The sequence below is a fragment of the Natrinema halophilum genome (assembly GCF_013402815.2).
GTDB lineage: Archaea > Halobacteriota > Halobacteria > Halobacteriales > Natrialbaceae > Natrinema > Natrinema halophilum.
The window spans coordinates 52969-75478 of record NZ_CP084880.1 but is presented as its reverse complement, the minus strand read 5'-3'; the positions used below and the strand labels follow the sequence as shown (position 1 = coordinate 75478).

At 56.4% G+C, this 22510-nt stretch carries 15 protein-coding genes and 3 pseudogenes; 13 read left to right on the top strand and 5 right to left on the bottom strand.

What is annotated here, in order from left to right; all coding sequences use genetic code 11:
* Positions 1-137: 137 nt before the first annotated feature.
* The 7 genes from HYG82_RS42210 (at position 138) to HYG82_RS42180 (ending at position 10411) form a co-directional block, all read left to right on the top strand.
* Entirely contained in the window at positions 138-1730 is a 1593-nt protein-coding gene (locus HYG82_RS42210) for an acyl-CoA carboxylase subunit beta (RefSeq protein ID WP_235218122.1), read from the top strand.
* A gap of 145 nt (positions 1731-1875) precedes the next feature.
* Positions 1876-2121 carry a hypothetical protein gene (locus tag HYG82_RS42205; protein WP_235218121.1) on the top strand — a complete coding sequence of 82 codons (246 nt, stop codon included), beginning with the start codon at positions 1876-1878 and terminating at the stop codon, positions 2119-2121.
* A 308-nt stretch (positions 2122-2429) separates the two neighbouring features.
* Positions 2430-3575, top strand: a complete 1146-nt coding sequence (locus HYG82_RS42200; protein WP_235218120.1) for an acyl-CoA dehydrogenase family protein — start codon at positions 2430-2432, stop codon at positions 3573-3575.
* Between the two features lie 94 nt (positions 3576-3669).
* Positions 3670-4140: a DUF2299 family protein gene (locus tag HYG82_RS42195; protein ID WP_235218119.1), complete on the top strand. Its 471-nt coding sequence runs from the start codon at positions 3670-3672 to the stop codon at positions 4138-4140.
* Positions 4141-4391: 251 nt separating this feature from the next.
* Positions 4392-6215 carry an NrfD/PsrC family molybdoenzyme membrane anchor subunit gene (gene nrfD / locus HYG82_RS42190; protein WP_343233126.1) on the top strand — a complete coding sequence of 608 codons (1824 nt, stop codon included), beginning with the start codon at positions 4392-4394 and terminating at the stop codon, positions 6213-6215.
* A 4-nt stretch (positions 6216-6219) separates the two neighbouring features.
* Positions 6220-9258: a molybdopterin-dependent oxidoreductase gene (locus HYG82_RS42185; RefSeq protein WP_235218117.1), complete on the top strand. Its 3039-nt coding sequence runs from the start codon at positions 6220-6222 to the stop codon at positions 9256-9258.
* Complete coding sequence (locus HYG82_RS42180) at positions 9251-10411, top strand: Mrp/NBP35 family ATP-binding protein (RefSeq protein WP_235218116.1); 1161 nt, start codon at positions 9251-9253, stop codon at positions 10409-10411. The genes HYG82_RS42185 and HYG82_RS42180 overlap by 8 nt, the downstream gene beginning before the upstream one ends.
* Before the next feature lie 328 nt (positions 10412-10739).
* Here the strand turns inward: HYG82_RS42180 and lpdA are convergent, their stop codons facing one another.
* Positions 10740-12170 carry a dihydrolipoyl dehydrogenase gene (gene lpdA, locus HYG82_RS42175; protein WP_235218115.1) on the bottom strand — a complete coding sequence of 477 codons (1431 nt, stop codon included), beginning with the start codon at positions 12168-12170 and terminating at the stop codon, positions 10740-10742.
* A 181-nt stretch (positions 12171-12351) separates the two neighbouring features.
* Here lpdA and HYG82_RS42170 point away from each other — a divergent pair.
* Positions 12352-12784 (top strand): annotated as a pseudogene (locus tag HYG82_RS42170) (ISH3 family transposase); the annotation flags it as partial.
* Positions 12785-13336: 552 nt separating this feature from the next.
* Entirely contained in the window at positions 13337-14599 is a 1263-nt protein-coding gene (locus HYG82_RS42165) for an orc1/cdc6 family replication initiation protein (RefSeq protein WP_235218114.1), read from the top strand.
* 144 nt (positions 14600-14743) lie between these two features.
* Here the strand turns inward: HYG82_RS42165 and HYG82_RS42160 are convergent, their stop codons facing one another.
* The 3 genes from HYG82_RS42160 to HYG82_RS42145 form a co-directional block, all read right to left on the bottom strand.
* Positions 14744-14890 (bottom strand): HNH endonuclease, encoded by a 147-nt coding sequence (locus tag HYG82_RS42160; RefSeq protein ID WP_343233131.1) that lies wholly within the window; start codon positions 14888-14890, stop codon positions 14744-14746.
* 140 nt (positions 14891-15030) lie between these two features.
* Complete coding sequence (locus HYG82_RS42155; protein WP_235218113.1) at positions 15031-15243, bottom strand: hypothetical protein; 213 nt, start codon at positions 15241-15243, stop codon at positions 15031-15033.
* Between the two features lie 86 nt (positions 15244-15329).
* Positions 15330-15512: a hypothetical protein gene (locus HYG82_RS42145; RefSeq protein WP_235218241.1), complete on the bottom strand. Its 183-nt coding sequence runs from the start codon at positions 15510-15512 to the stop codon at positions 15330-15332.
* 124 nt (positions 15513-15636) lie between these two features.
* On the opposite strand from HYG82_RS42145, the pseudogene HYG82_RS42140 reads away from it, so the two are divergent.
* A pseudogene (locus HYG82_RS42140) lies at positions 15637-16134 on the top strand (class I SAM-dependent methyltransferase); the annotation flags it as partial.
* A 63-nt stretch (positions 16135-16197) separates the two neighbouring features.
* On the opposite strand, the gene HYG82_RS42135 reads toward HYG82_RS42140, so the two are convergent.
* Positions 16198-16599 (bottom strand): class I SAM-dependent methyltransferase, encoded by a 402-nt coding sequence (locus tag HYG82_RS42135; RefSeq protein WP_284145059.1) that lies wholly within the window; start codon positions 16597-16599, stop codon positions 16198-16200.
* Positions 16600-16614: 15 nt separating this feature from the next.
* On the opposite strand from HYG82_RS42135, the pseudogene HYG82_RS42130 reads away from it, so the two are divergent.
* The 3 genes and pseudogenes from HYG82_RS42130 to HYG82_RS42120 all read left to right on the top strand — a co-directional run.
* A pseudogene (locus HYG82_RS42130) lies at positions 16615-17112 on the top strand (DNA polymerase domain-containing protein); the annotation flags it as partial.
* Between the two features lie 1213 nt (positions 17113-18325).
* Positions 18326-19603: a Cdc6/Cdc18 family protein gene (locus HYG82_RS42125; RefSeq protein WP_235218111.1), complete on the top strand. Its 1278-nt coding sequence runs from the start codon at positions 18326-18328 to the stop codon at positions 19601-19603.
* A 537-nt stretch (positions 19604-20140) separates the two neighbouring features.
* On the top strand, positions 20141-21328 hold the full coding sequence (locus HYG82_RS42120; protein WP_235218110.1) for an orc1/cdc6 family replication initiation protein: 1188 nt from the start codon (positions 20141-20143) through the stop codon (positions 21326-21328).
* Positions 21329-22510 lie beyond the last annotated feature (1182 nt).

The window sequence follows — 22510 nt, the reverse complement described above, 5'->3', positions numbered from 1 at the left end:
GCTTTTGCTGGTGTTGCGACATCGATTTCGGAGCAACCAACGTCGCACCTGCGGTAATCCACTCTCGATGCTATAACTGGCGAAACGCATGCAGGCCGGTGAAGTTAAAGTCACCTCCCTGCTAATGAGTTCATATCATGCCAGACAGACATGACCGAAGTCCCCGGGAACTCCTCGACGACGTTCTAGAAGAAAAACGAAATGTTTCCGACGAGGGACGGCCTGAGTCGGTTGATTCCCAGCATTCGCGCGGAGCTCTCACTGCTCGTGAACGGATCAAATACCTGTGCGACGACAATACCTTCTTCGAGATCGGCAAGCTCGCAGCTCCGAGCCCGACGACACCCGAAGTGTATGACTGGACGAGGGAGGATGCACCGGCCGACGGTATGGTGACTGGCGTCGGGAAAGTCCTCGGAAGATCAGTTGCGATCGTTGCCCCCGACTATACTGTTAAGGGCGGATCGCTCGGTCGGACTGCGGACAAAAAGACATCCCGAACGCTCGAACTTGCGCTTCGTCGCGGGATCCCAGTGGTGATGCTCCAGGAGGGAAGCGGACGTCGTATCCAGGAAGGGCTGGATGCACGAGCGTTCACTCAGGGAGATCAGGACACACTAAAGCACCTGTCTCGGCTCTCGGGCTGGGTGCCGCTCGTCGGTGCGATGATGGGGCAGGGCTTCGGCGGTCCCACGAACGCAGCCGTTATGTGTGATTTCATTCCGATGGTCGAAGATCAGTCGACGATGGGCATCGCAGGGCCCACGCTCGTCGAAGCTGCGTTGGGACGCGACATATCGAAGCAAGAACTGGGCGGGCCACAGATTCACGTCGACGAAAGCGGCATCGCCGACGTTGCATGTGAAGATGAAAGGGCTACGCTCGATACGATCAAGCTCTTTCTGTCGTATTTCCCGAAAAACGCCAGTACATCTCCGCCGACAGAGGATTCATATACCGATCCATCGCGCTCGGTGAGAGAACAGCTCCTGGACATCGTGCCGACAGATCCGAACAAAGCGTATGACATGTACACCGTTATCGAGGGCCTCGTCGACAAAGGCTCCACTTTCGAACTCAAATCCACGTACGCCAAGAACATCATTACGACACTGGCTCGAATGGGTGGTCGTCCCGTCGGGATCCTCGCGAACAATCCGCAGGTAATGGCGGGAACTATCGACGTTGACGCAGCAGTCAAGGCTTCCCACTTCGTGAGCTTGTGCGACGCCTTCCACATCCCGCTCGTCTTTCTGTGTGATATTCCGGGGACGTTACCCGGCCCCGAGTCCGAGAAAGAAGGCCTGGCAAAGTACGGAGGGAAAGTCGTATTCGAATTGAACCGGGCGACAGTCCCGAAAATAAGCGTGGGCATCAGACGAGCTTACGGTCTGGGACAGTACGTCATGGCCCTCGGCGACTGGACGGATACCGACCTCACGGTCGTCTGGCCGACGGCAGAAATCTCGGCGATGGGAATCGAAGGGGCCGTCGACATCGCGTACCATCACCAAGTTGAGCAAGCAGACGACCCTGAGGCTGAACGCGAAGCATTGATCGAGAAATTCACCGAACGGTCCGGCGCACTCCGCGCTGCTGAAGGGATGGGTATCGACGAAGTGATCGACCCCCGTGAGACCCGCAAGTGGATCCTGCACGCACTCGAACTCGGACAGGATGTCGAGCATGGCACTTGGCCGCCGAAGAAACACGGGATCAACCCGATCTGACCTGTGTGACGTAACCGCTTTGACGGCGATCGACGCCCAGCCAGGACGAAGTTTCTGCACAGTTCCGGAAGTACCGAGCCATGAGCCTCGAGAAAATGCGTGTCTGCCACCTCCCCCGCTTCTTTACAGGTCGTCCGAACCGTAGATGTACAGGACGGCCGGCGGATGGGACGTGACGCTCGTTGCACTCGACGGCAAGTTCTGGCGACCGGTGTATTGCCATCGGTCGCCAGGGGTGAGAGGGTACCACAAGGCAGACGATGCGGCGATATGCGAAAAACAGGTTACGGAGTTGGCTGATGTCTTTCGGCCGAAAACACGAGACGAATGGGAGTCATCACTCGCTGACGAAGAATCGAAGGTGGCCTCGAAAACACGCCGGCGGTGGTAACGGCTGGCCCATAGCTCACGGTGCGAAACGTGGCAGAGGTTGACAGTCAGCCTGAGTTGTCGGTTTCGCTGAACTGGGACGACCGTCGATTGGGAAGCACATGAAGGAGGTGCTGGGAGTGTAGTGCGAGCCAAGTAAACAGAGATCTACTCCGTACCAGCGACGCGATCAAACTGTCGAGGGGGCTGCGGTGAGTGTCTCCCGGTAGACGGTCGCTCTCGGTCCAGCGAGTTCGGATCGAACAGTCTGTGGCCTTGACACACAGTATCACCGACAGTGATTTACTGAACTGGGCGAAACGAGGGTACATGCGAATTAGCGAAAGCTCGGACGTACAGGCGTGGCGCAGAACCGTAAGGGAGTTCGTGGATGAGGAATTCGGCGTCGAGTATTTCCGGAAGAAATACCAGAACCGGGAATATCCCCACGAATTATACGACGCAGTCGTCGATCGTGGCTGGCTGGGCCTCTTGATACCCGAAGCGTACGGTGGAGAGGGAGCTGGACACGTGAAACACGTTGTTCTCCTTGAGGAACTCGGCACGTACGGCTACGACTTCGGGATTCCGGTGCTACTGTCGGGTTCCGTCGCAGAAAACATCGTCAGGAACGGCACTGACGAGCAGATCGAACGGATGGTGCCCCCACTGCTGGACGGCAAACGGAGATTCACGGTGGGCGTCACGGAGCCAGATGGCGGAAGTGACGCTGCGAGCCTGCAGACCCGAGCCGAGCGCGATGATGGGACGTACATCGTCAACGGCGAAAAGACCTACCAATCAGCTGTCGTATCCCAGGATACTGTGGTTAATCTGTACGTTCGGACCGATCCCGGCGGGAGCAAGTACGAAGGTATCTCCACCCTCTTGGTACCAACCGAACTCGAGGGGGTGACGGTCGAGGAACTGCCGTTTGTTACCCGGAAAGCAGCCGGGACGTCGCGGCTGCAGTTCGATGACGTCGTCGTTCCGGCGACGAACCTGGTGGGTGATAGCGGCGACGGGTGGCAAATGATGAACGAACACCTCGTCACCGAACACACGCACATGGCCGCAGTTATGGTCGGGAACGCTCGGACTGCCGTTCAGACGGCCCTTAGCCACGCCACCGAGCATGAACGATTCGGACAACCGATAGCCGAGTTCCAGACGATCAAGCACCGCCTCGCTGATCTGCAGACCGAGGTAGAAGCAGCCCGTCTACTCGTCTATCGTGCGGCGTCGAAGCTCGACGAGGGCGACCGATCCCGCCGCCTGGCTGCCCAGGCCAAACTCAAGGCTGGCGAAGTCCTACAGGAAGTAACCCAGGAAGGAATGCAGATACTCGGCGGTCAGGGGTTCCTGTCAGAGAACGACATGGAACGGTACTGGCGCGAAGGCAAGAGCGCAACTATCGCAGGGGGAACGAGCGAAATTCAGCGTTCGGTGATTGCTGCCAGTCTGCTCGATCAGTGAAAACACCAGCCCCGGATTCATGTCGGTTCGATGGAACGCGTTTCCGGGGACAGAAACGACATGATTTATCGCTCTTCGGGATTACGACCAACCCGTGACTGAACATACCGACGCCGAGTCGATTCGAAACTGGATCGACGACGATCTCGTGGAGAACGTCGACCAGATTTCGGACGACGCTGCAGAATTCAACTTCACGGTCAAAATATCGAACTTGCTGATCCACGTGATCCGACGAGAGCCGAACGGTCCGGTGCTCATCGGCCAACAGATCGAGTACGGTGAATCGATCCAGGCAAGTATCAACCAACTGTCTGATACCCAGCGAAACAAGTTGATCGCGAGAATCCGCGAGACGCTCACCGCAGTCCCGGTCATCTACGGATTCCACGACGAACACGACAACAACGTCCGGTTTGGGGACATGCACCGAATCTTCCTGGAGCATCGCATCTACCCTGGGGAGATGAGTCAACATGCCCTTATGAACGGGCTTATCGCGGTCTGGAAGACCATGCGATATCTCGACGATATCACGACACTGATCGATAGCGTCGATGAATGATCGCCCATCAGTTTTCGGCAGCCGATACTGATCCGATGACTTGGCAGCGAGTGTATATGTTCGATACCACGCCGCATCTCAAATCCCATGATAAGACGGTATCTCGCTCGTTCGTAGGAATTGCCGAATGACGGCGCGACCGCCTTGGAGTATTCTATCGAGATAGATTGATAATAACATTTAGTATTTATTTACTTAGTTTTTGTTAAATATTAAATATTCCCAACACAAGTATTTTTCTCAAGATTTAAGTGGTGTTCGATACACGTTCATACCAACACGTACCGGTGGTCACTATTACCAACTACGGATTCATTATTGATAACCGCAAATGCATCGGGTGCCACGCCTGCACAGTAGCGTGCAAGGCTGAACACGACGATCCCATCGGTGTCAACAAGACCTGGGTGAAACAGATCGAGAAGGGAGAATTCCCGAATACGAACCGTAACTTTTCGGTGATGCGATGTAATCACTGCGACGATTCACCGTGTACCGATGTCTGCCCGGTAACAGCACTCTGGGAGCGCGAAGACGGCATCGTTGACTTCGATCCGGATCGCTGTATCGGCTGTGTCGCGTGTATGCAGGGCTGTCCCTACGACGCGCTCTACATCGACCCGGAGACATCGACTGCCGCGAAGTGTAATTACTGCTCGCATCGCGTGGATGCAGGTCGTGAACCGGCCTGCGTCACCGTCTGCCCGGAAGATGCGATCATTTCAGGAGACATGGAGGACAATGATACTGAGATCACAGCAACCATGTCCCGACAGGAAGTTCAGGCGCGAAAACCGGAGAAAGGGACCGAGCCAAAGCTCTTCTACGTCGACGGTGACGAGGGGAGCACCACGCCCGGCACATCTGGCCGTGAAGACCACTATATGTGGAGTGACGCACCACACAACACCGAGGTAGAAGGGGGTGAACGCGAGGACTTCGACCTCCAGCGTGCCGCCGAGTCGCTGGCAGAGTCCGATATCCGATTCTCAGGGGATGAGGACGAAGCCAGGGCCGCGGTTGAGTCCGCGGCCAGATCCGACGGTGGTTGTGCTTGCGGCGGGAACTGCGGCTGTCAAAGCGAACGCGACTCGCAAGTTGCTTCGGACGGCGGTGTCCCTTCGAGCAGTACCGCTAATGGGACACGTACCACCGAAGGGCCTGAGAAATCCCGGACCGAACGGGCCTATGAACTCATCCACGAGGAGGTAACGCGCGTCTACGATATCGGCGAAAACCATTACAAATCCTGGGGTTGGGAGGTATACTCCTACACCTGGACGAAATCGATCTCCGCTGGTGTCTTCATGATTCCAGCCCTGCTGATGATCGCCGGATTTATCGATCCAAACGCCACGCTTGTTGGCGTGAGCGCCGTCATGAGTACCGTCTTCCTCGGGCTCACCGGTGTTTTACTCATCCTGGATCTTGAACAGCCGAAACGGTTCCACTGGGTCCTCTTGCGACCGAACTGGACATCATGGCTCGTGAAGGGCGCGTACATCATCACCGCATTTGGCGGCTATCTCGCCCTGGTGCTCCTCGGCTGGTTCCTGGGCCTCGAGTCGCTTGTGACGAATCCAGCAATCCTGGCCGTTGGTGCAGTACTCGCCGCTTCGACGGCCATCTACACTGCGTTCCTCTTCAGCCAGTCGAAGGGACGCGACCTCTGGCAGAGCCCCGCGATGCCGCTGCACATGTTCACCCAGGCGATCATCGCGGGCAGCGCGACGACCGCCATGCTCGGGATTGCAGGCTACGACGGACTCGTCGATCCATCACGGCTCCTCCTCGGGGCTGGCCTGATCCTCCACCTGGCCCTCGTGACCTCGGAGATCTTCACGCCTCACCAGACCGAAGACGCAGAGGAGGCGGCCGCACGGATCACCCGCGGCGAATTTGCACGGGCATTCTGGATCGGCGGCATGGCCGTCGGAATCGCCGCCCCGCTTGTGATACTCGCCGCCAGCGGGAGTGTCGCTGCCATCGTTTCCGCTGGGCTCCTGGCGCTCGCCGGGTTATTCGCCTTCGAGTACTGCTGGATAACTGCACCGCAGACCATTTCACTCGCATAATACCATGGGACAAGATTTTGATCCAAGTCGGATAGAAAAGTTCGCCGAGAAACTCGGCCTGATATCGAACCGATCGACTGACACGCCGAAGCAACGACAAGGACAGAGCGACAGAGTGACGCCGGCTGGAATCGACGGCCTGAGTTCCTACCCTGATCCGGAAAAGTGGAACGACTGGACGGAGTACGAATCGTCAGGCGAACCACGCGACTATTCGGTCGTCCCGACGGCCTGTTTCAACTGTGAAGCCGGTTGCGGCCTCCTGACCTACATTGACAAGGAAACTGGCGATATCCGGAAAATCGAGGGGAACCCCGAACACCCCGGCTCTCGCGGGCGTAATTGTGCCAAGGGGCCTGCAACGATCAACCAGTTAAACGACCCGGAGCGGATCAAGTATCCACTCAAGCGGGACGGGCCGCGCGGGTCGGGCCAGTGGAAACGCATCTCCTGGGAAGAAGCCCTCGACGACATCGCCTCGGAGATGCGCGAGACCATCCTGGACGAACGAGAAAACGAGATCACGTACCACGTCGGACGTCCCGGCCACGAGGAGTACATGGACCGCGTGATCGACGCGTGGGGGCTTGACGGACACAACTCTCACACAAACATCTGTAGCGCTGGTGCACGGGCGGGCTATGGCCTCTGGCACAAGTACGACCGGCCGAGCGCCGACTTCGCCAACGCCGACTTCATCCTGCTGCTATCGGCCCACCTGGAGTCGGGCCACTACTTCAATCCGCACGCACAGCGCATCATGGAGGGGGTCATGGAAGGCGGCGAACTCGCCGTCCTCGACCCACGATTGTCGAACACCGCAGCCATGGCGAACTACTGGCTGCCGTCCCAGCCCGGCAGCGAGGCGGCGGTGCTGCTGGCGATGGCCAACGTTATCATCGACGAAGGGATGTACGACCGTGAATTCATGGAGTCGTGGGTCAACTGGCAGCAGTTCCTCGAAGAGAAACATCCAGACCGCGAAGTCACCTTCGAGACGTACATCGAAGTTCTACAGGAGATATACGCCGACTTCACGCCCGAATACGCCGAAGCTGAAAGCGGCGTCGACGCCGAGAAGATCCGGAAGATCGGCCGCAAGATCGGAAAAGCCGGTAACCAGTTCGCCAGTCACATCTGGCGGTCGGCTGCCTCGGGCAATAAGGGCGGCTGGCAGGTTTCACGGACGCTTCACTTCCTATCGGTACTCACCGGAAGCGTCGGCACAGAGGGGGGTACCTCCCCTAACGCCTGGCACAAGTTCGATCCGGAGCTTCCGAACGAACCGCCGCGCCAGAAGCTATGGGATGAAATGCAACTCCCGGAGGAATGGCCGTTCGGTCATTACGAGATGAGCCAGCTCCTCCCGTACTTCCTCAAAGAAGGGCGAGGGAAGCTCTCGGTATACTTCACGCGGGTATTCAACCCCGTCTACACGTACCCCGACGGATTCTCGTGGATCGAAGCACTCACCGACGAGGACAAGGTCGGCATGCACGTCGCGCTCACGCCCACCTGGAATGAGACGGCTTACTTCGCCGACTACGTTCTACCGATGGGCCACAGTCCTGAACGCCACGACATACAGAGTCAGGAGACCCACGCCGGCACCTGGGTCACCTATCGACAGCCCGTCCACCGCGAGTACGCCGAACGCGAAGGTGAGAACATAGATCGGACGTACGAGGCTAACCCGGGTGAAGTGTGGGAGGAAGACGAGTTCTGGCTCGACCTCTCCTGGAAGGTCGACGAGGACGGCGAACTCGGCATTCGCGAATACTTCGAGTCACCGTACCGCGACGGAGACGGGGATGAGCCGGTCAAAATGACCATCGACGAGTACTACCGGTACATCTTTGAGAACGAGGACAAACTCGTCGAATTAGCCGAGGAGAAGGATATGACCCCGCTGGAGTACATGAAACACCACGGGGCATTCGAGGCATCGACGAACGACTACGAGATCCACGAGGAACCCCTCGACGAGAGCGTTCTGGAAGAGGATGACGTCTGGGTCGACGACTACGGGACGATTCGACGCGGGGAGGAACCGGAGTACTACTCCGAAGTAGATGGCTCGGATGTGCTCGGTGTGATGGTCGACGGCGAGCCAAAGCGAGGGTTCCCCACTCCGACCGGGAAACAGCAGTTCTACTCGAAAACGATGGAAGAATGGGGCTGGGACGACGACAAGTACACACTTCCTCACTACATCAAATCCCACGTCCATCCGGAAGAAATCGACTACCACGAAGATGAGATGGTTTTCGTGCCGACTTTCCGGCTGCCGACTCAGATTCACTCGCGCTCTTCGAACTCCAAGTACCTAGAGGAGATATCCCACAACAATCCGGTCTGGATTCACACGAAAGACGCGGCCCGACTCGGCGTAGAGACTGGCGACCTCGTCCGTGTCGAGACTGACATCGGTTACTTCGTGAACGAAGCCTGGGTGACCGAGAGTATCAAACCCGGAATCATCGCGATGTCCCACCACATGGGGCAGTGGAAAATCGACCGGGAAGACGTTGATACCGACTCCAAGGAGGGTGGTGACCCCTACGGAAAGGTCACAGTCGATCTCGACAACGAGCAGAATCAGTGGGGGATGCGCCAGACAGAGGGGATCAAACCCTTCGAGAGCACCGATCCGGACAGCGAACGCGTCTGGTGGAACGACGGCGGCGTGGCCCAGAACCTCACGCACGCGCCGCATCCGGACCCCATCTCGGGGATGCACTGCTGGCACCAGCACGTCACCGTTATTCCCGCGAAAGAGGACGATTACTACGGCGACGTCTACGTGGACACAGACAAGTCGATGGAGATTTATCGGGAATGGAAGGAGGATACGAAGCCTGCACCCGGCCCGAATAAGTTGCGTCGTCCGAAATGGCTGAAGCGGCCGGTCGCGCCCCCGACCGAAGACGGCCAAGACGACGCGTGGTACGTGGACGGTCCCGTGGGACGGCCCGATAAGTGGGATGTCGACCGCGGTTCGGACTATGCCGGTTCCTCCTCGGCCGCCGGCGACGATGACTGATTCCATGCAGGAAGACCAGTCCGATACCGCCGAGGCGGTATCGAGCGCGCTCGCAGCGGCCTCGATTGGAGAGGATGTCCGGTTCCCGGACGTCACCGCGCTCGAGGCGTTTGATGTGACAATCATCGACGACGCAGTAATAGTGACGGTGACCCTCCCAGTTCCGTCGGATAGCCTCCGAGCAGTCGTCGAACGCGACGTGCGACGTGCCGTACAGGCCATCGATAGCGTCTCGACGGTCGAATGCCGGTTCGAGCCGGTCGTTTCCGATCCCGGTACTCGGGTCGAGTTCATTCCCGACGTCAAGAACGTCGTGGCAGTCAGCAGCGGCAAAGGTGGAGTCGGTAAAAGTACCATCGCGGTAAATATCGCAACTGCACTCTCAGAGGCCGGTGCCTCCGTTGGACTTCTGGATGCGGACGTGTACGGCCCGAATGCGCCTGCTATGCTTGGCCTCGGAGAACGGAAGCCAGGGGCAACGCAGGCTGACGAGATGGTCCCACGTGAAGCTCACGGCGTGAAGGTCATGAGTATCGGATTCATCACCGGAGAAGACGATCCAGTCATCTGGCGTGGACCGCTCGTCGACGAGTTCATCAAGCAACTGTTCGGCGACGTAGCCTGGGGCGCACTGGACTACCTGATCGTCGATATGCCCCCGGGGACCGGCGACGCCCAACTGTCGCTTATCCAGCATTTGCCGGTTACGGGCGCAGTCATCGTTACGACACCGCAGCTAGTGGCTCTCGACGATGCGCGCCGTGGTCTCCGTGGCTTCGCCGAGTATGACGTTCCCGTGCTGGGCATCGTCGAAAATATGACGAGCTTCGAGTGTCCTGATTGCGGTTCCGCCCACGAAATATTCGATTCTGGCGGGGCCAGCAGGTTGTGTGAAGAGTTCAGCGTCCCGTTACTTGGTGCCATTCCGCTCGATTCCGCGGTGGGGACGCTTGACGGTGAGACCGACGACGACTCGAAACCGCCCGGTGTGTCGGTCCCTGGTATCGGACGACTCCAACTCCCCCAGACGCGCGCAGAACGGGAGCGGCCGTCGAGTCTTCCGCCGATCTCACTCCGTGATGACGGCGGTGGGGCTCGAGGTGCGCTAAACCTCACAGCAACCCGAATAGCTGCCCAGATTAACAAGCTTTGACGTGGCCACGATGAGTCGGCATTTGAATGAACGAACCGCTGTTTTGACAGTGTTCAGATCGGCTGGTTCCATGCGGAAGACCCTGCAGTAATCTCTTCTCTAAGCATTTCTTCGACGGGAATTCGGGGATCAAGGACTCCGTTCCAAGTGCGCTCCGCTCGACTCCAACTTTTAACGCTCTTGTTCTGTGAAGGTGATGGGAAATTCCGCGTCTCCCAGCTAATCGGCCTTCGTCATCCAGAACAGCATGTTTTAGCTTACCGTCGTCAGTGCATTAGGCGCTGCTTCGGTGCTACTGATTCGGCCGAGATGACGTCGTCACAAGCGGCTAATGGGACCGGTTGAGCGAATGGATCGCCTCTCCGCGTGCGTTCGCGGCGGCTTCCTTGACTGCTTCGGATAGCGTCGGGTGGGCGTGGACGGTAGCGGCGACGTCTTCAAGCACGGCACCAATCTCGATCGCCAGGCCAAGCTCCGCCACGAGCTCGGAGGCGTCCGGGCTGACGATTTGTGCGCCGAGGATGAATTCGCCGTCGCTCGAGGCAACAACTCGAACGAACCCGTTGGACTCGTTGCGAGTGAGCGCCCGCCCGTTCGCGCTGAGCTGGAACTCCCCGACGTTGGGATCGAAGCCCGCTGACTCTGCCTCAGCTTCAGTCAGCCCTACCGTTGCTACCTCGGGGTCGGTAAAGACGACGGCTGGTATCGTCCGGGCGTCCAGCGCCGCCGGTTCGCCCGCCGCGACCTCCGCGGCGACGTGGCCCTCGTGCATCGCCGCGTGGGCGAGCATCGGTTCACCAGCGACGTCACCGATGGCGAATACTGTTTCGACGTCGGTCCGCGCCTGGTCGTCGGTCGGGAGGAACCCGTTCTCATCGGGTTCCAGGCCGATGGCGTCCAACCCCAGCGTGTCGGTAACTGGCCGGCGGCCCACGGCGACGAGAATCTCGTCGCACTCGTACTCGGACACTTGTCCGTCCTCGGACTCAGTCTCGACGACGAGGCCATGGCCAGTATCCTCGTAGCTACTGGCGGCTTCACCGAAGTTGAATTCTATGCCGCGGTCGCTGGCGCTTTTGCGGACGATTCGAGTGATGTCGTCCTCGTAGGTCGGCAGAGCCTCGTTGAGTTGTTCGACGACGGTGACCTCGCTGCCAGCCGTCGCAAACACAGTGGCCAGTTCCATACCGATGTAGCCCGCACCGACGACCAGCAGGCGATCCGGGAGGTGGTCAAACGCGAGCGCTTCCCGCGAGGAGTGGACGTGCTCGTCGGTGAACGGGAAGCCAGGAAGTTCGATCGGTCGGCTTCCAGTTGCGACGATGGCGTGCTCGAACTCGATGGCTTGGGTGCCCTGGCCTTCGCCATCGTGGACGATACGCGCTGTGGTCTCGTCGGCGAATTCGGCTGTGCCCTCGATTAGATTGACGCCGTTGCCCTTGCAGAGTTTCTCGACACCGCTCGTAAGCTGCTCGACGACGTCGTCCTTCCAGTTGATCACACCCTGGAGGTCGATGGCGGGGTCGGCATGAACGCCCATGTGTTCGGCAGTACCGGCGCGATGGGCGAGTTCCGTCGCCGAGACGAGCGCTTTCGAGGGGATGCAGCCGTGATTGAGGCAAGTGCCGCCGTAGGCCTCCTTTTCGACGAGCGTGACGTCGAGGCCGAGTTGGGACGCACGGATGGCGGCCACGTACCCCCCTGGTCCACCACCGATTACCAATACGTCTGTGCTGGTAGTATTGTTGCCGACAACCATGTGGTCGGTGAACGAACCCCCAGGTTTTGAATCTACGGATTGGCCTATTTGTCACTTTCCATACACGTACAGAGGATGTGCCATCGATCCTGTCGAGGCTTGCGTTGCGAACTGTGATTGCTTTCGGTGCTTGCCAACCGGTGAAAACAGCGGAGCCGAAGCGTCGCTCTGATTGAGGAAGATGTCTAGTTCGGTAAGTGCGTTAGATCTCCCCGAACCAGACGGTGTTCTTTCGGCGACAGATGCCAAAGAAGTAGCGGCTGATGTGATCGGATATCACCCGATGGATGGAATCGAGAGGTGAGCCCTTGATTCCGGAGATATCTGGCCTGTCGTCACTCTGGCCAGTGTCAATCAGTCGTCCGTTTGGGACGTGACTATCCAGACAGACGACACGTCCTGCGACGACACTGTCATGGGCTGGCTCCACACGCTTCGCTTCAGGGTGACCAGTTCGAAATGGCCGCAAACACCTGTTTCGCCACCTCTCCATGACAATTCTCGACTGGTCAAGGTCGAGAATCGTCTCTACCGACTTCGTCGATAACCCCTACCACGGATCTCCTGACGAGGACAGCAGTGAACTCTGCAAAACCATGCCAACTGACGGTACACGAATTGATTCCGCTACTTCACTCAGCTACAGCCCTGAGATTGAACGACTCACGCCGATTCAACTCCGTTCCCGAATCTCCGATCAGAGAGTACCGATGCTGTCTCCCCTTGACTGGAATTAGAACGACATCCATGGACTCAAACAATCTGGTTCGTCGGAGCGAGGGACAGAAAAGTTAAGCACATTTCCACTGCGATTCCGGTTTCCAAATCACACCGACGATTCCGGTTTCCAAAAGTCGGAAGTTATGGACACACCCACCCCATTGTGTCCAGTGTCTTTGCGCGCCGGTTTGATCGGAAAGCTGTTATAGTCTCCTCAATCCAAGAAATCTATAACTCAGTGCTCCGCTAGCTATCATTCGGCTAATTCATGAATACCACCCTTAAAACTTCTTATTTTAGAGTTGTTCGTCAGCAGAGTCTCCTGTACTATTCCGGGGAGGCACTGGACATAGTAGGGTGAGGGGGGAGGGTAGACAACGCGACACTAGACACACTGGACGCACTTGACACGATGTTGGTTCCCAAATACGCTATGGCAAGATACTATGGGCTTGTTCCAGCCTGACACAGATATCTTTCAGGAGCGAGATGTCCTCCGAGAAGATTACCAACCAGAGGAGATTGTCGGTCGCGATGAAGAGCTACAGCAGTATATTTCAGCCCTACAGCCCGTCATCAACGGCGATCAGCCTGCGAATATCTTTCTCTATGGCAAAGCAGGCGTCGGGAAAACCGCTTGTACGCGCTATCTTCATCGGGAGCTCAAAGACGACGTGGCTGAATTCGATGTCGATCTCACGACTATCCGTACGAACTGCGAGGATCTGAGTACGAGCTATCAGGTCGCGATTCAACTGATCAACGATCTCCGCGATCCAGAGGATCATTTGAAGCCGACCGGCTATCCTCGACGACAAGTCAACGAATGGCTTTGGGAAGAACTCGACGCGATCGGGGGCACCGTCATCATTGTATTCGACGAGATCGATCACATCGACGATGATTCGATTCTGTACCAGATCCCACGCGCTCGAGCCAACGGCAATCTAGAGGAATCGAAGGTCGGGATCATCGGTATTTCAAACGACTTTAAATTCCGCGAGTCGCTGAGTTCGAAAGTCCAGTCGAGCCTGTGCGAAAAGGAACTCCAGTTCCCTGCCTACAATGCGAATGAGCTCCGTGATATCCTTCGCCAACGTGCTGATATCGCGTTTTTCGATTATGTCGTGCCGCATGAAGTCATCGCGAAGTGTGCGGCGTTCGGTGCTAAAGACGCCGGAGACGCCCGACAGAGTCTAGATTTGCTTATGGAAGCAGGGGACGTGGCTGTTGAACAGGACGCCACGCAGGTAACCGTCGACCACGTCGACCAGGCTCGAAAGTCCCTCGAGCGGAGTCGGATCGTCGATGGCGTTGCTGGTCTCACTCAGCAGGGACATCTCGTGCTGTACGCCCTCCTGATGTTACACGAAGAGGGTGATACACCGATTCGGGCGCGTGACGTGCAAGATCGATACGAAATTATTTGTGGTCGAGCTGCAGTTGACTCGCTCGTTCCCCGACGGATGCGTGACCATCTCGGCGAGCTTTCGATGTTAGGGATCGCGAGTCGTACAGAGCGGAACAGAGGTGAATCGGGTGGTTGGTACTACGAGTATGCTCTCGACACAAATCCCGATCTCTTACTCGAAGCTCTCGACGAGACAGTGGACATGGTGGGGGTAACCGACGCCGTTCAGCAGCGTCTCGAGCAGGACCTCTGCCACCCGAAAGACACTGGACACAATGGGATCTATTCTGTCGCCTGATGGTGATTTTGGACACTGGACACGATGGGGTGGCCTGCTACTTTCGAGCTTTTCGAGACACTGGACGTAGTGGAGTGGGGTGGGGTGCAGTTCGGTTCGCAGATTGTGAGAAGACACTGGACACGATGGGGTGTGGACAGTGGATTAGGACTCGAGATCCAGATAGTCGGTAAGCGTCATGTTTGGCGCTGGATCTCGATCGCAGTTCTCGTCGACCGGCTTCTCGCTGTGACAGTCCGCACAGAGCGTCTGGAGGTTCGATTCCTCAAGCAGGCGACCGCCGTCCGCGATCTGTTCGAGGTGATCAACCAGGCAGTGGTAAGTGCATACAACGACGTTCCGCTGTTCGTCTAGGCTATCTGTTGGGTCCTCAAGTGCGATACGACGGGAGCCGAGTGCGATACGACGGGAGAACCAGCTAGATTCTCCTACTACGGGCCCGCAAGAACCTGCACATCGGACTGCGTCATGCAGAGACGATACTCATCAACCGAGAATTTGACTTCGAGATCAGCCCCTGCTGATTCGACGATTTGTTCGAGTGCTTCGATGTCGATCACCCGCTGTAGTTGGTACTCGTCACGACCGAGCCCCTGCTCTTCGAGCACAGTGACGATCTCGAGGAAGAGATTTCGATCACACATCTTCTGTCACCTCGTCAACGGCATCGATGATCTCCGCTGTTGTTCGACTGATTCGGTCGAGCCGATCGCGAACGGCCACCGGATCGTCAGACACCCACGCAGCCAAATAGAACGTCGACCAGGGCGTCGGAATCGCCTGCGATCGGTCGACCCGCGAGTGCCATCCCGAATTCCGTCGTTTCCTCGTTCGTGTGAAAGGTGTCGGGAGCCAGTACCTGTTCGTCCGGCTCGGAGCGTGACGCGAAATACGCGACAGCACCACCGAACACGATGGTTCCACCGCCAGCGAGGAGTCGTAATATTGTCCTCTGACTCCATCAATGCACAGTAGTGTAGGAGGTTGACTGATAAGCTTTACGACCGATTGCCCGTCGTAAGGGCGATATGATACGGAAGTTTCTCTCGGCTGAGGAACTGCTCTGGGCGCTCAACCTCTCATCCGATGAGGTCGTAGTCGATCTTGGGAGCGGGATGGGATTCTACACCGACGACGTAGCGCCCAACGCGCGGACCGTGTACAGCGTCGTCGTGCAGGAGACGATGCACGACTACTATCGCGAGAAGGGCATCCCCGAGAATGTACACCTCCTCACCACCGAGGTGAGCGACCTGCCGGTCGACACGGATTCAATCGACGCCGCTTTCTCGACGATGACCTACCACGAGTTCGCGACCGATGACGCGCTCGCCGAGATCAATCGCGTCCTCGCGCTGGAGGGATGACTCGTCATCGTCGACTGGAGTGCGACGGGGACCGGGGACGACGGCCCAATCCTTGATGAGCGGTTCACTGCCACGGAAGCGGCGGACGCACAGTCAGACGCCGGGTTCCGCATCGAGCACGAGGCCATCTGGCCGGAGACGTTCCTGCTCGTTGCCACGGCTACATAGAAGTATTGGGGGAAGGGAGGCACGACCCAGTTGGAGTGAAGAGTGGTGCCGAGCACCTATCGCTCACGCTCGTTTCCGGAGTCGGCCTCGAACGAACGGTCGTATCGGCGCCACGCCGAGGTTCATCCGATCGACCTTGACGACGTCAAACGATCGGTCGGCGGTGAACACCGATGCAATCTGTCTCGTCAAGTAACATTCGCCTGCAGCCCGCTTCCAGAGCGGTGCGATACGAGACTGGATGCGAGCGCGCCACCCGTCGTCCAGTACGTGTTCGAAGAAACGGAACTCGCCGCCGGGCCGTAACACACGGGCCACCTCCGAGAGTGTCGCCTCGATATCCGGGATCGTACAGAAGACCATCGAGGTGATCACAACGTCGAACGAGTCGTCCTCGTACGGGAGCGATTCCGCGCCCGCTGACCGGAGCTCGATTTCGAGTCCCAACTCATCTGCTTTCTCGATGGCTGGGGCTAGGAGGTCGAAGCTCGGCAGCGCTCAACCCCACCGTTCATCGGGGACGTCCAGCGGGACTGTCTCGAACGGTTCGACTCGACCCGGTCACCGAACGCTGTGCTCGACTGTCTTCAGAAGGCCATCAGCCGACTCCACGCTGGAACGGTGCCAGTTGAACAACTCGTCGAGCGGAATCGCGTCTCCGAGCCACTCGAAGGATACACGCAAAACACCCAGAATGTGGCGGCGCTAAAGCGGGCTCGCGAGCAGGACCTCGCTGTCCACCCAGGACAGGACCTCGAGTACGTCGTCGTCGACGACGAGAAGAGCTCGCGAGAGCGGGTCGCGTTGGCTCACGAGGAAATCGAGTCGTACGATGCGTCATACTACGAGATTCAACTCGTCAGAGCTGTCGAGAGCGTGCTGTCACCGCTCGGCTGTGATCGGACGGAGATTCAACGTGAAATCGCGGAAACTCGGGAAACGAACTTGGCCGCCTTCACCGAGGTTGAGAGGAATTAACCAACAGAATCAGGGATTTCAGGAGATGGGTTGGTTAATGGCGAACGGATAGACGGACTGGAAGCCGGAGAGGATACGTCGCCCACACACCCCTTGTCCAGAGTGAAAACCAATCAGGGGTGTGGGGGAAGGTCTACGGGAAACGAGGGTTCTCGTAGGGAGAAACCAACGAGAATCATGGGGAGACAGCCTGAGACGGAGAAACACGGAAGAAGTAGAAAAGCGAACACGAGCAGCGGTTCAGAACCACCTGGACAAATGCCGCCTTCGTCCTCCTTACCGTGCTGAATGCACTTGAAGAGTGGTAGGAGGTAGGTGGTAATAAAACCTCTAGGTAATATTTTGAAGATTGGTATGTTTGGTGGATCATCGGCTGTGTGACGACTGCTGTAATAGGTGTACTCATCCCACGTCTTGTGATTTCGGTGCTTTCCTGCGGACCTGCCGTGTGGTTTCCGCCGGTCCCACCGAGGGACTCTTTCACCGTTTCACTCTGGACGAGGGGTGTGTGGTTCCAATCTCGTCGTTCGTGTATTGTGAAACGTTGAAGGACCAATCGTCGTTTTGACTATTTTCTGGCCAGCAAACCGTCCTCAAAGCCGGTGTCGGGACCGGTATCTCTTGATCTCCCCCTGTCAGTACGACATCAGATACCTGATTCCGACTGATCCGATTTCACCCTGCTTTGCTTCAGCTGGAGATGTGACCTGTATCTGTGGGTCTTCTACCGTCTCGTTATTCACTCTTGACCGGGGGTGCCGACGAACGCTCGTCATCATCCCTCGATGTTCCTATTCGACGCCAGCTCGTCACGCCGGCGTTTTCACTCTGGACGAGGGGTGTCTGCCGTGCGTCAGACGCCAAGTGTCGTAATGTTTTCTCATAGAAATGATTGATTCCTCCGTTCGGGAGATACACTCTGGATTGGGGATGTGGTCTCAAACAAGTGCTCCGTTCACCGGGTAGAGATATATTCACTCTTGACCAGGGGTGTGACAAACCCCCTTCAGTCCGGCGTTTTCACTCTGGATTAGGGGTGCCGATCTGAGTTGGTAACTACCGCTCCGAATCCAATTTCACTCGGGACCGACTCGACCCTTTGTGAGGATGAAACGGCAGAGACAAAACATCAAAAGACGACCATAGCCCGATTTACACTCTGGTCGGGGTAACCAAATCATTAAGTAGATCCCTTCTGCGATGTCTGATATTGATGGCTGAGGAACCGTCTCAACTCTCTGACTTCGACGGCCGCTACGAGGATCCCGCCGACGATCCTCTCTTTGACTTTGATGAAGACAATCCCGACCGAGCCAACATTTTCGCTCGAAAGGAGCTGCTGAAGGTGGGCCATGTCCCTGAAAGTGGACGTATCGTCGGCCGAGATGGCGAGATCAAGGCCGTTGCTGCTGAACTCAGGCCGATCGTTCGTGGTGATCCACCCAACAACGTGATTATTTACGGGAAAACTGGAACTGGAAAGTCACTGGTTGCCCGTCACGTTACTGAACGAGCTCGCCGAGCTGCGGAGTCAAATGATGTATCCGTCGGCACAGTTTACGTCGACTGCGCGCAACACAATACGCAGACGCGTGTTGCCCGGACGGTGACGCGTTCACTCAACGAAACGGATGAGACTGACTTCGATATTCCACGCGCAGGGATTGGCAGTGGTGAATACTACGACTATCTCTGGGAGATTCTGGACACAGCCTACGAGTCAGTCATCATCATCCTCGACGAGGTGGACCGACTCGATGACGACGATATTCTCATGCAGTTGTCGCGGGCCCGCGAATCGGGGAAAGCTGATTGCCACCTGGGCGTCATCGCAGTTAGCAACAAGATTGAGTACCGCGACCAGTTGAATGAGCGCGTCAAGTCCAGTCTTCGCGAGGAAGAATTCATCTTCCAACCCTACGACGCGAATCAACTCCGCGAGATTATGAAGCACCGTCGGGACGCATTCCACGATGACGTTCTCTCAGATGATGTGATCCCGTTGACGGCGGCATTAGCCGCCCAGGAACACGGCGACGCCAGAAAAGCGATCGAGATTCTCCGTCACGCCGGCGAGCTTGCCGAACGAGAAAACATCGACACGGTGGTCGAGGAACACGTTCGCGATGCCCAGGAATGGGCTGAAATCGATCGGTTCGAGGAGTTGCTACGCGGGTCGACGACTCAGGTCAAATTCATCCTCTATTCTCTCGCGCTGCTCACCGAAGAGAATCCGAACGAGGACGGATTCTCCACTAACCGGATTTACGAACGGTATCAAGCGACGGCAGAGAAGGCTGATGCGAAGGTTCTCAGCGAGCACCGCGTCTACGAACTGTTGAAAGAGCAGGCGTTCCTCGGTGTCGTTGAATCAACTCGGACCGGTGGTGGCCGGGGTGAGGGAAGCTATCTGGAGCATCGACTGGTTCAGGATACCGGCATCGTGTTGAAATCCGTCCTCCGGGATAGCCGGCTAGAAGACTTGGCCTAGCTCCCGCTTCGGTCGCTCACCACACCCCTGATCACGAGTGTATCATTCGACACGTCGGAAACGTGGGATGGGTGAACCGAGGTCACCTTCTACTCCCCAACTATCGACTTTGACCGGGGATGAAACGACGGAAATGTGGGGGTGTGATCTCCTCAATCGTGGCCTCATTCCCTTCAACGACCTCCAGTACGACGGAAACGTGGGCAGGTATCTTCCCGACGACTCATTCTACCGGGTTGACTGGTCCCTTGTACTTCGACTTCACCTTATCTCCCTCCCGTCACTGCCAGTAGTAGTAGCGCTTGTCATTAATCTCCTTGATCGTGATTGTTGCCTTCGTCGGGACAACGTCCATGCGATGGTCTGGTCGTTTTATCCAGCGAAACTCTCGGCGCAGTTGGCGACGTGTCGGAGGAGTCCGTGTGCCGAGCAAGACGATAACACCGGAACAGATGGGGCTAGGTGTATATAAATAAAAGCCGACACCGGAAGCATCGGAAGCAAAGGTTAAGACGGTGGTCTGAGATAAGCTGCTTAATGGGTGATTTTAGTTTCGAGCCGACAGGTCGTATCTTCAAAGAACGAGAGGCGTTACTTGAGGCGTGGACACCAGACAAACTCGTCGGTCGGGACACCGAACTGCAGCAATATCACGCGGCACTGCAGCCTGTCATTGAGGGCGAGACGCCGTCCAATATATTTCTCTACGGAAAAAGCGGTGTCGGGAAGACGGCCGCGACGCGGTTTCTGCTAAATCGACTCAAAAACAGTGCTGAGGATATCGATGGGCTCGACCTCCATACAGTGGAAATCAACTGTGATGGGCTAAACTCGAGTTACCAAACCGCCGTCGCGTTGGTAAACGAACTTCGTGATCCCGCGAATCAAATATCAAACACCGGGTATCCACAAGCATCTGTCTACCAGTTTCTCTTCGACGAAATTGACAGTCTCGGCGGGACGATTTTGATCATTCTCGATGAGGTAGACCATATTCAGGACGATAGTTTGCTGTACAAACTGCCACGTGCGCGATCGAACGGGGATATCAGTACTGCTCGACTTGGCGTCGTCGGGATTTCGAATGACCTGAGCTTTCGTAATCAGTTGAGTTCGAAGGTTCGCTCGAGTCTTTGTGAGAAAGAAGTCTCATTCTCTGCCTACGACGCAACCGAACTCATCCAGGTGCTCCGGCAGCGCGAATCCGTTGCATTCCACGACGACGTCATCGAGGATGGCATGATCGAAGCCTGCGCTGCTTACGGTGCGAAAGACTCTGGTGACGCGCGGAAGGCACTTGATCTGTTACTTGAGAGTGGAGATATCGCTCGTGAAGAGAATGCTGATGCTGTAATCGAGAACCACGTCACGGAAGCAAGACGTCGACTTCAGACTGATCAGGTGATCGAAGGGATCAACAATTACTCCCAGCACGGGCAGCTTGTATTGTGGGCGTTAACGTTGCTCGAGGAGCGCGACGAGACGCCTGTGCGGACACGAGAGATTCGCGAACCCTATGAAGTGTTGTGTGACCGGGAAGGGTACGATCCGGTCTCAACCCGGGCCGTCCGGGAATACCTCGCAGAACTCGAAACACTAGGGATTATTTCGTCGACCGAGACTAACCGCGGGAAATCCGGTGGCAAGTTCAAAGAACATGAGCTTGAGCAACCAATTTCGAGCGTGAAAGCCGGCCTCAATGAACTTCTTGGAGCGTCGCCGTAGAAGCAACCCCACCACTTCCGCTGTTTAATTGACTGAAGATGAGGAGTAGGCAAAGGAACTTGCGGCGCTACCAACCCCACTACTTCCGATGTTACATTGAAATTTTCTTTGTTCATGAAGGAAGAACACGCCATAAAGAGAGACCCCATCACTTCCGCTGTTACATCTACAATTCAATCTGAGTGAGAGATTTAGACACCCCATTGTTTCAGCTGTTACCGTGGGAAGATTGCCACACCCACCCCACTACTTCCGCTGTTAGGTTGTGAGAGAGTCTATTTGAATACCAGTTTTGCCCACTCCATTCCTAACTCATGTTTCTAGCTGCCTAGAATAGCCTTAAGTTAGATTAGAAAAAACAATATCTGTAGGTTGTTCAACACCGAAAACAAATCACCCTCCTTCCATGGAGGGTGATGTAGCTGTTCAATCGTTAACAGCGGAAGTAGTGGGGTGGGAGGGTAGTGAATTTTAGCTCTCCAGAGGACATCACCCTTGAGTTTCATTTTTGGTCTATCAATGTCTTCCTTGAGGGTAGACGGAATTAATACCCCATATAATCCCAGCAAGGAGAATCCCTATTCTGATGATGGATTCTAACCGTACAATTTGGTTGTCAAGGATGTAGGTAGAAGCGAACACGATTATAGCCAAAAACAGAATGACGTAGACAATTTGATCGAGCGAGTTCGGTCCCAAAACCTACCGAAGAGACATGCTTCTGCGTTAGCAAACCGTATCCATAAAGCCCCTAGCTGTCTTACAAAGACCAGTTCACAGAGAGACTGATCTTAGCGATCGGTATATCCTTTGTATCTTGCAGAGGTGTCACAACCCATCTATTCTCTGTCAAAAGGAGCGTGCGAGATACAGAGAATGTATGCAGGAAGTGGTCATCGGTTTTTACGCTACCGCTTTGAGTTCTCGCCATCTGTTGATCCCGACCCTGTGCTTACCATCGAATTAATGACACTCCCCAATAGTGCTAAGACAGCGATACTGAGTCCGGCAAGCAAAAAATTCGTCGATCCTTCATTGAACGGTAACGCCGTCTGAATGGCAGCGAGAACGAGCACGATACTGAACAGGAGTATATCTGTACTGAGGGACATACTCTGATAACCCAATGGGAAACTGATAATCACATCGATCGAACAAGAGACCGAGAATGATGATTATTTG